A 9,568-nucleotide genomic window follows, 5' to 3' on the forward strand; every position below is an offset into this window, starting at 1 on the left:
GGCGACCACAGGGAGCACGAGGGCCCTCAGAGCGAGCAGGGAGCGCACAGGGGAGTCCACTTCTGTCGTACATCCGGGCAGGAACCGCGCCCTGGGGAGACCGTCACGACCTCGTGCCGTTCTCCCTGTGCTTCGGACCTGGGGAAGTCCTCCGTCACGCGGGCCTCGGGGGTGGTTCCATCCCGGCGAGTCACAGCACGGTAACGAGTTGGGTGTCGCCACCATCAAGCCGACACGACCGTGTTGCGCCGAACGGCACGCCGCCGACGACGAGCGTGGCTACTCGGCGCTCTCTCGTGCGACGGAGCGTGAAGGTTGAGGCTGTTCGGCCAACCGGAAAGCCCGCTGGGCGTTGTCGGCGCTGATCTGGGCCAATCGTTCCGCGGGCTCGTCACGCAGCTCCGCGAGGGCTCGCACCGTGTGGGGGACGACGTAGGGCTCGTTCGGCCGACCGCGGTACGGGTGCGGAGTCAGGAACGGGGCGTCGGTCTCGACCAGCACGAGCTCGCCGGGCATCCAGGCCGCCGCTCGTCGCAGCTCGGCGGCGTTGGCGTTCCGGAACGTCGCGGTGCCCGAGAGCGAGGCGTACCAGCCCTCGTCGGCGCAGCGGCGGGCGAGCTCGGGCCCGCCGGAGAAGCAGTGGAAGACGGTCACCGGCGGGGCGCCCTCGGCGCCCAGGACGTCGAGGATCGCGTCGTGGGCGTCGCGGTCGTGCACCACGAGCGGCAGCCCGGTGCGCTTGGCGAGGTCGATGTGCCAGGCGAAGGCCTCGCGCTGGACGTCGAGGGACGCGCAGTCCTCGCGGCGCGTGGTCCAGTAGTCGTCCATCCCGGACTCGCCGACCGCCACCACCCGCGGCCGGGCCGTCAGCTCCTCGATGGCGCGCCGGGCGTCGTCGGTGAGGTCGTTCGAGCGCGTCGGGTGCAGGCCGACCGCGGCGAACACGCGCGGGTCGGTGTCGGCCGCCCACGCCGCCCAGCGGGCGGACGCGAGGTCGTCGGCCGTCGTGACCATCGCCGCGACCCCGGCCTGCGTGGCGCGGTCGAGGACCTGCGCGAGGACCTCGGGCTCCCGCGCCCCGCAGGCGTCGAGGTGGGTGTGGGCGTCCACCACCCGGTGCTCGAGGGGCTCGGGCACCGGGGGCGGGACATTGCGGTCCGACTTGCCGCTACTCACCGGTCTGGATCGGCGCCCACGACGGCCCGGTCTCGCCGAGGCTCGGGTCGAGCTTGGCGAACAGCGGGGTCGGCCGGGCCAGCGGGCGGCCCACCGGGATCGGTGTCGACTCCCAGCGCGCCTGCTCGCTCGCGTAGTCGCCGGTGAGGACGGAGTGGCTGGTGCCGAGCTCGCCGGACGTGCCCGCGTCCTCGCGGTGCGGCTGCTCCGCCCACACCCCGGTGCCGCCGAGCGCCTCGTGGACCTTCTGCGCCGCGTGCGGCAGGAACGGCGTCAGCAGCGTGTTCGCGTCCTGGACGACCTGCAGCGCGGTGTGCAGGATCGTGTCGCGGCGCGCGGGGTCGTCCTTGCGCTTCCAGGGCTCCTGGTGCGACAGGTACGCGTTGGCCTCGCCGACCACCCGCATCGCCTCGCCGATCGCCTGCTTGAACCGCGAGCGGGCGAGGTGGGCGCCGACCGTCTCGAACGCCGCGCGGGACTGCGCGAGCAGCGCCTCGTCGGCCGGGTCCGGCGCCGTCGGCTCCGGGACCGCGCCGACGTTCTTGGCCGCCAGCGACACCGAGCGGTTGACGAGGTTGCCCCACTCGTTGGCGAGCTCGAAGTTGGTGCGCCGGACGAACTCGTCCCAGGTGAAGTCGGTGTCCTGGTTCTCCGGGCCCGCCACCGAGATGAAGTAACGCAGCGCGTCCGGGCCGAACTCGCGCAGGAAGTCGCCGACGTAGATGACGGTGCCGCGGCTGGTGGAGAACTTCGAGCCGCTCATCGTCAGGAACTCGGAGCTGACGACCTCGGTGGGCAGGTTGAGCCGCCCGAACGAGCCGACCTCGCCGCCGCGGTCGCCCTCGCCGTTGTGGCCGAGCAGGATCGCGGGCCACATCACCGAGTGGAAGGTGATGTTGTCCTTGCCCATGAAGTAGTACGCCTGCGACTCCGGGTCGCACCACCACTGCTTCCAGGCGTCCGGGTCGCCGGTGCGCTGGGCCCACTCCACCGACGCCGACAGGTAGCCGATGACCGCGTCGAACCAGACGTAGAAGCGCTTCATCGGCGCGTCCTGCCAGCCGTCGAGCGGGATGCGCACGCCCCAGTCGAGGTCGCGGCTGATCGCGCGCGGCTTGAGGTCCTCGGCGAGGCGGCGGCTGAAGTTCAGGACGTTCGGGCGCCAGTGGGTGCGGGTGTCCAGCCACGACGCCAGCGACTTCGAGAACGCCGGCAGGTCGAAGAGCAGGTGCTCGGTCTCGACGAACTGCGGGGTCTCGCCGTTGATGCGCGAGCGCGGGTTGATGAGGTCGGCGGGGTCGAGCTGGTTGCCGCAGTTGTCGCACTGGTCGCCGCGCGCGCTCGGGTAGCCGCAGATCGGGCAGGTGCCCTCGATGTAGCGGTCGGGCAGCGTGCGCCCGGTGGACGGGCTGATGGCGCCGAGGGTCTTCTCGGTGCGCACGTAGCCGTTGTGCCACAGCGCCGTGAAGAGGTCCTGGGTCACGCGGTGGTGGTTGTCGGTGCTCGTGCGCGTGAACAGGTCGTACGACAGGCCGAGCCCGACGAGGTCGTCCTGGATCACCCGCGAGTACCGGTCGACGAGCTCGCGGGGCGTCGTGCCCTCGGCGTCGGCCTGCACCTGGATCGGCGTGCCGTGCTCGTCGGTGCCCGAGACCATGAGCACCCGGTTGCCGACCATCCGCTGGTAGCGCGAGAAGACGTCGGAGGGCACACCGAACCCGGACACGTGGCCGATGTGCCGCGGACCGTTGGCGTAGGGCCACGCCACGGCGGTCAGCACGGGGATGCTCATGCGTCCATTCTCCTCACCGCTGCCACCGGACTTCCGGCGGCAGGGGTGCGCAGACCGGTGACGCGGGGACCGGATCGACCTAGCCTCGGTCGGTGTGAGCGACACCACCGAGGCGGTGACGAGCACCGCGCTCGGCCTGCTCCGGGCCGCCGGTGCGGCCGGCGCGGGGGAACGCCGCGTGGGCGACGCCGTCCTCGACGTCCTGCACACCGACCCGGCGGTCTGCGCCTCGGCGTGGGACGTGGTCGAGCCGCTCGACGGGCGGGTGCGCACGGTGTGCGCCCGCGGCTACCGGTCGACGATCTCGGCCTTCCTGCGGTCGCCGGCTTTCCTGGTCGACGACGACGGGTACCGGCTGCTGCGCGAGCAGCCCGACCACCCCGCGCGGAGCTGGAGCGACGTCGACGGCTACGAGACCGGGCCCTCGGTCACCCGGGTCTTCCGCCCGGGCGGCTACACCGGCGGCGCCACCGTTCGGCTGACGACGCCGGGCGGGCGCTACGTCGGCAACGTGCACCTCTCGACCGCGGGCGGGTGCTCGCCCGGCCCCGGGCTGGTGGCCGCCCTCAACCTCGCCGCGGGGACGCTGGCGACGCTGCTCGACCCGACACGGCGCCTGGAGGCGGTCGCCGACGGGCTGGTCGACGGGACGCGGCCAGGTGACGCCCGCGCCGCTCTCCTGGGCCCCGGCGGCGACGTCGCGCCCCTGCCCGGCCGCGCCGCGCCGCCGCGTCTCGTCCTCACCGCTGCTGCGGTGGCGAGACCCGGCACCTACCGCGTGGTCCTCGAGGCGCGCTGGCACCTCGTGCGCCTCGTCCCGGTCAGTGCGGGCGTGCTGGTCCTGGTCACCGAGGAGGACCTGCCCGCCGGGGTCAGCGCCCGCGAGCTCGACGTGCTGACCCACGTCGCGCAGGGCCTCACCAACCGCGCCACGGCCCGGCGGCTCGGGATCGCCGAGCGGACCGTCGCCCACCACCTCGAGCGCGTGACGGCGAAGCTCGGCGCGACCTCCCGGGCCGCCGTCGCCGCCGTGGCCGTGGCCGAGGGGCTCCGGCGGCTGCCGCCCGGTTAGGGCGTCGGGACGTCCGACACCAGCGGCACCAGCCCGTCCACGACGTCCTTCTGGTGCGGCGCGAGGTCCTGCCCGGCCATCGCGGAGAGGAAGTCGAGGAACGGGTCGTCGGCCTCGGTGCGGATGCCGCTGAGCTCCTCGAGCACCGCCAACCCGCAGAACGGCACGTAGCCCGCGGAGTACCCGCCCTCGTGCACGCCGAGGAGCCGCCCGCCCGCGGTGGACGCGGCGACGTCGAGCATCCGCCGGGTGAGCCGGCGGTAGCCCTCGCTGTGCAGCATCTGGCGGCCCAGCGGGTCGAGGGCACTGGAGTCGAACCCGGAGGCCACGAACACGAACTCGGGGCGGAACCGCTCGAGCGCGGGCACCACGACCTCGTCGAACGCGTACTCGTACCCGCCGGTCCCGGTCCCGGGCGGCAACGGGACGTTGATGTTGCTGCCGTGCCCGTCGCCCTCGCCGCGCTCGTCGGCGTAGCCCGACTCGTGCGGGTAGTAGCCGTCCTGGTGCAGGGAGATCGTCAGCACCGAGGGGTCGTCCCAGAACGCCTGCTGCGTCCCGTTGCCGTGGTGGACGTCCCAGTCGACGACCGCGATCCGGCTCATCTGCCCGGGGCCCGCCGCCTGCAGGTGCCGGGCGGCGATGGCCACGTTGCCGAACATGCAGAAGCCCCGGCCGCGGTCGCGCTCCGCGTGGTGCCCGGGCGGGCGGGTGATGGCGTAGGCGTTGTCGACGACCCGGTCGCGCACGGCCTCGGCCGCGGCGATGACGCCGCCCGCCGCCAGCGCCGCGATCTCGAAGCCGCCGCCCGCGAACGGCGTGAGCTCGCCCGCGTCGCCGCCGTTGTCGTCGGAGAGCGCCTTCATCCGGTCGACGTACTCGCGGTCGTGGACCCGGCAGAGTTCCTCGACGCTCGCAGGCCGCGGCTCGAGCCACTGCAGCTGCGCCGACAGCCCCGTCGCGTCGAGCAGGTTCTTGAGCCGCCGCTTCGTCCGCGGGTTCTCCGCGTGCTCGTCGGGCTCGAGCCACCCGCCCGACGGGATGAACACGCTCGCGTGCCGCGTGTCCCACCACATGTACTTCTCGTGCCACAGCGCACCGGTCGTCATGGCTCCCGAGCGCACCGCATGTCGCGCCCGGGATCCATGGGCCGTTCTGCCCATTGCCGCCCGACGGCCCCTCCTACGGCCCCTCCTACAGCCCTCCTACGGCATGGCCCCGAACTGCCGGTCCCCCGCGTCACCGAGCCCCGGGACGATGTAGCCGTGCTCGTTGAGCCGCTCGTCGAGCGCGGCGGTGTAGACCGGCACGTCGGGGTGGGTGGCGGCCAGGTGGTCGACGCCCTCGGGGGCGGCGAGCAGGCACACCGCGGCGACGTCGTCGGCGCCGCGCGCTTTGAGCAGGTCGATCGTGTAGGCCATCGAGCCGCCGGTGGCGAGCATCGGGTCGAGCACGAACACCGGGATGCCGGCGAGGCTGCCGGGCAGCGACTCCATGTAGGGCGTCGGCTGCAGCGTCTCCTCGTCGCGCGCGACGCCCACGAACCCCATGATCGCCCCCGGCACCTGGGCGTGCGCCGCCTCGGCCATGCCCAGCCCGGCGCGCAGCACGGGCACGAGCACCGGCGGGTTCGCGAGCACCGCGCCCGTCGTCGTCGCCACCGGAGTGCGGATCTCGAGCGGGGCGGTCTCCGCCTCCCGCATCGCTTCGTAGACGACCATCGCGGTCAGCTCGCGCACCGCCGCCCGGAACGACGGGCGGTCGGTGCCCACGTCGCGCAGGGTGGACATCCGGACGTCGACGAGCGGGTGGCGGACGACCCGGGGATCAGCCATGGGCCGGGAGGCTAGCGACGAACGCCGCGACGACCCGGCCCAGCTCCGCGCCCGCGTCCTCCTGCAGGAAGTGGCCCGCCTGCGCGATCAGGGGGTGGTCGAGCCCGGCCGCGCCCGGGACGTGCTCGCGCAGCACCGGGGCCATCGCGCCGGTGATCGGGTCGGAGTCGCCGAACGCGGTGAGGAACGGGCGCTCGTAGCGCCCGAGCGCCTCCCACGCCGCGGTGTTGGGCCCGTTCTCCGGGTCGTCGGGGCGCGTGGGCACCAGCAGCGGCATCGCCCGCGGGCCGGCCTTGAACGACTCGTCCGGGAACGGCGCGTCGTAGGCGGCCCGCTCGGCCTTGCCCAGGCCGCGGGCGCAGCCGGAGGCGACGAGGCGCCCGACGTCGAGGTGCTCGGCCTTCTCCACCGCCTTCCGGAACTGCCACCACACCGCGGGCATGTCTACGTCGCCGGTGGGCAGCCCGGTGTTGGCCGCGACGACACCCGCCCAGCGCTCCGGCTCCGCGGCCACGAGGCGCAGCCCGATCAGCCCGCCCCAGTCCTGGCCGACCAGCACGGCGTCGCGCAGCCCGAGGGCGTCGACGGCCTGGGTGATCCACGCGACGTGGCGGGCGTAGCTGTGGTCGGCGATCCGGGCGGGCTTGTCGGAGCGCCCGAAGCCGACCAGGTCGATCGCGACGGCGCGCAGCCCGGCGGCGACCAGGGCCTCGACGACGTGCCGGTACAGGAACGACCAGGACGGCTCGCCGTGCAGCAGGAGCACGGCCGGCGCGTCCTCGGGGCCGTCCGCGTAGGTGGCGACGCGGACCCCCTCGTCCCCGACGGTGACGTACTCGGGCGCGAGCGCGAAGTCGGGCAGGTCCTCGAAACGGTCGTCCGGCGTGCGCAGCAGGTCCACGAGGGGCAGGGTGGCACGGCGGTACAGGCAGGTCACGATGGCTCTCATAGGGTGCGCCGCGCACCCAGTCCCCCGGTTCGCGGAGGCCGCCCGGCATGGCGCAGGACATCATCCCGATCACGCTGGCGCTCACCGCCGGCGACCTCGTCACGCTGTGGGCGCCCCGGTGGCGCCAGGACGGCGAGGAGTGGGAGGCCTTCCTCGGTGACGACGACGCGTTGTTCGCCTTCGCGGACGCCGCCGACCTCGCGGCGTGGGTCGCGACGGCCGAGGAGTCCGGGCAGGCGCACGACCTCGTCGACCACCCCGCGTGGCCCGTCGTCGTCAAGCTCTCGGTCGACGAGCTGACCCCCGAGGACGTGCAGCGCTACGACGTCGTCGGCGTCCCCGAGCTCGTCGCGGGCGACCCCGACACCTGGACCCTCGACGACCTCGCCGAGGTCGCCGCGATGTGCCGTTCGCTCGCCGACGTCTGCGACCTCGAGGTCGTCCACGAGGTCCTCGACGCGACGCCCGCCTTCGCCGCGCTGACCGCGGGCCCGACGGCGTTCGGCGGACGCGACGGCCAGGCGCTGTGGGCCGAGCTGGCCGAGGTCGTCGACGAGCGCTGGGACGAGGTCGTCGACGCGCTCGACGCCATGGTCACCACGCCCGAGGTCGACGAGGACCTCGCCACGCGCCTGCGGGCGACGGCGACGCCGCGGGAGACCCCCGACGACACCGACGAGGTCGGCGAGGAGGCCGAGCCGGCGGAGAACGCCGAGGGCGACCCCGAGGACCCCGAGGCCGTCGCGACCGATCCGAAGGACGCGGTCGACGACGCCCCCGCCGACCTCCGCGAGGACGTCGCGGGCGAGTCGCTGCGCAGCGACCTCGTCGACGCCGCCGAGGAGCCCGAGGAGAGCTTCTGGGAGGAGGTCGGCATCGACCCGATCGCGATCACGACCTCCGAGGGCGAGGTCATCACCCTGCGCTGCTACCTCGACGACGAGCCGGTGTTCCTGGGCCGCCGCGGGACGATCGAGACCTTCGGCTCGTCGCGGGCCCTGCGCACGTGGATCGCCAACGAAGGCGCCGACGGCCACGACCTCGCCGACGTCGCCACCTGGGACGAGGTCGTCGGCGCGGCCACCGGCGGCGACCTGGAGATCGAGGTCGCGCCGGAGAACCGCTACGTGCTCGCCGGGATCGCCGACGACATCACCGAGGGCCCCGACGTCGTCGACGCCGAGCAGCTCGAGCTCGCGGTCGAGCTCGTCATCGACGCCGCCGACTGGGCGGGCGACACCCGGACCCGCGAGGCGCTGGCGCCCTCGGAGAGCCTCGGCTGGCTCGTGTCGTTCGTCGTGCGCCCGGACCCGACGCGCCTGACGCCCTCCGCGCCGTTCGACCGCGAGGCCGCCTCGTGGCGCGGTCTCGAGGACCGTTTCCTGGGGCGCCTGCGCCGCCACTGAACCCCAGGGCACCCCTGGTGCTCGTGTGGTGGACCTTCGCCAGGCTGTCCATCACCCGGATGGGGTGGCCTCCCGGGGGGTGTTTACGCTTCGGCCCCGCCGAGTCCGACCGTCCCCGGGGCCGGAACCGTCGCAGGAGAGTGGGCGCGCGTGATCGACAACAGCCAGACCATGTCCTTCGACCGCATGCGCAGCATGCTGGTGCGGGCGGCCGAGGTCCGGGACAGCGAGCAGCAGCAGATCTTCGACTCGCTGGACGAGATCCACGGCCGGCTGGCGGCGCTCGACACCCTCGGCGCGCTCCGCAAGCGCCTCTCCGACGTGCCGGACCGCACCGAGATGAGCGTGCTCGCCGAGCGCCTCGACGAGACGGTCGCGAAGCTCGACGCCCAGGACTCGTCGGTCTCCTCGCTCGCCCGGCTGGTCGAGGGCCTGGTCGACCGCGTCGCCGACCGCCTGGCCACCCCGTTCGCGCAGCTCGACGGCCGCCTCGACGGCGTCACCGGCCGCTTCGAGGGCGTCGCCGGCCGCATGGACGGGCTCGAGGACCGGATCGCCGGCCTCCACAAGCGCCTCGACGACCTCGACAACCGCCTCGACCGCCACGAGATGCGCCTCGACGGGCTGCCCGCCGCGGTCACCGGGCCGGTGCGCGAGCGCGTCGACGCCGTCGACTCGAGCCTGCGCGACCGCCTCGACGACCTGGCCCGCGGCGTCTCCGAGGAGATCACCGGCACCCGCGAGGCCGCCCGCACCGACGCGAACGCCACGCGCACCGAGACGACCACCCAGGTCGGCGAGCTCACCACCCGTCTCGAGGCGCTCTCGAGCAGGCTCGAGCAGGTCGGCGGGCGCCTCGACGGCGTCGAGACCGGGCTGAACGACCGCGTCGGCGCGCTGTCGACCTCCGTGGAGACCGGGCTCGACCGCCTCGACGGCACCCTGGTCAGCCGCCCCGACCACGAGGCCGTCGTCGCCCTGGTCCGCCAGGCCAACGAGGAGTCCGAGCGCCGCAACGCCGGGCACCTCGACGAGGCGATGGCGACCTTCGCCGAGATCATCCTCGGCCCGGGCGGCGGCTCGTCCGGCTCGATGCCGGCGCCGCGCCCGACCCAGCGCCGCGGCTCGCGCAAGCCCGTCACCCGCGAGACCCAGAACAACGGCGCCGAGCTCCCCACCGAGAACATGAGCGCCGAGGACTAGCCGGCTTTTCCCGAGCGAAGGGCACCTTCGCTCGACTAGATGTACTGGGCCATCACGTTGGTGACAGGCGGGTGATCGGGGCTCGGCCGCGGCAGGCGGTGTGGGGACGTCGGGTGTTGTAGTACTCGATCCACG

The 9,568-nt window shown here is 73.9% G+C and carries 8 protein-coding genes; 3 read left to right on the forward strand and 5 right to left on the reverse strand.

The window, feature by feature from the left end; translation table 11 throughout:
• Positions 1–279: 279 nt before the first annotated feature.
• Both EV188_RS27300 and metG read right to left on the reverse strand, forming a co-directional pair.
• Positions 280–1,137, reverse strand: coding sequence for a TatD family hydrolase (locus tag EV188_RS27300; protein ID WP_243742031.1), 858 nt, complete (start codon positions 1,135–1,137; stop codon positions 280–282).
• Between the two features lie 31 nt (positions 1,138–1,168).
• Positions 1,169–2,968, reverse strand: a complete 1,800-nt coding sequence (metG, locus tag EV188_RS27305) for a methionine--tRNA ligase (RefSeq protein ID WP_133829486.1) — start codon at positions 2,966–2,968, stop codon at positions 1,169–1,171.
• 94 nt (positions 2,969–3,062) lie between these two features.
• On the opposite strand from metG, the gene EV188_RS27310 reads away from it, so the two are divergent.
• Positions 3,063–4,040: a helix-turn-helix transcriptional regulator gene (locus EV188_RS27310; RefSeq protein ID WP_166660120.1), complete on the forward strand. Its 978-nt coding sequence runs from the start codon at positions 3,063–3,065 to the stop codon at positions 4,038–4,040.
• Here the strand turns inward: EV188_RS27310 and EV188_RS27315 are convergent.
• The 3 genes from EV188_RS27315 to EV188_RS27325 all read right to left on the reverse strand — a co-directional run bounded on the left by EV188_RS27315 (position 4,037) and on the right by EV188_RS27325 (position 6,776).
• Positions 4,037–5,149, reverse strand: a complete 1,113-nt coding sequence (locus EV188_RS27315; RefSeq protein WP_133829488.1) for a class II histone deacetylase — start codon at positions 5,147–5,149, stop codon at positions 4,037–4,039. The two genes, EV188_RS27310 and EV188_RS27315, sit on opposite strands and share 4 nt — an antisense overlap.
• A 96-nt stretch (positions 5,150–5,245) precedes the next feature.
• On the reverse strand, positions 5,246–5,875 hold the full coding sequence (gene upp / locus EV188_RS27320; RefSeq protein ID WP_133829489.1) for a uracil phosphoribosyltransferase: 630 nt from the start codon (positions 5,873–5,875) through the stop codon (positions 5,246–5,248).
• Positions 5,868–6,776 (reverse strand): haloalkane dehalogenase, encoded by a 909-nt coding sequence (locus EV188_RS27325; protein ID WP_133829490.1) that lies wholly within the window; start codon positions 6,774–6,776, stop codon positions 5,868–5,870. Before EV188_RS27325 ends, upp begins: the two co-directional genes overlap by 8 nt.
• Before the next feature lie 95 nt (positions 6,777–6,871).
• Between EV188_RS27325 and EV188_RS27330 the strand changes: the two genes are divergently transcribed.
• Positions 6,872–8,230 (forward strand): primosomal protein, encoded by a 1,359-nt coding sequence (locus EV188_RS27330; RefSeq protein ID WP_133829491.1) that lies wholly within the window; start codon positions 6,872–6,874, stop codon positions 8,228–8,230.
• A gap of 150 nt (positions 8,231–8,380) precedes the next feature.
• A complete protein-coding gene (locus EV188_RS27335; RefSeq protein ID WP_133829492.1) occupies positions 8,381–9,433 on the forward strand; it encodes a PA containing protein in 1,053 nt (350 codons plus the stop codon).
• Positions 9,434–9,568 lie beyond the last annotated feature (135 nt).

The sequence above is a fragment of the Actinomycetospora succinea genome (assembly GCF_004363095.1).
GTDB classification, from domain to species: Bacteria; Actinomycetota; Actinomycetes; order Mycobacteriales; family Pseudonocardiaceae; genus Actinomycetospora; species Actinomycetospora succinea.

Excerpts from the sequence above, each read along its gene's own strand:
- metG (WP_133829486.1), bottom strand. The coding sequence starts at position 2,968 with ATGAGCATCCCCGTGCTGACCGCCGTGGCGTGGCCCTACGCCAACGGT.
- EV188_RS27330 (WP_133829491.1), top strand. The coding sequence starts at position 6,872 with ATGGCGCAGGACATCATCCCGATCACGCTGGCGCTCACCGCCGGCGAC.
- upp (WP_133829489.1), bottom strand. The coding sequence starts at position 5,875 with ATGGCTGATCCCCGGGTCGTCCGCCACCCGCTCGTCGACGTCCGGATG.
- EV188_RS27315 (WP_133829488.1), bottom strand. The coding sequence starts at position 5,149 with ATGACGACCGGTGCGCTGTGGCACGAGAAGTACATGTGGTGGGACACG.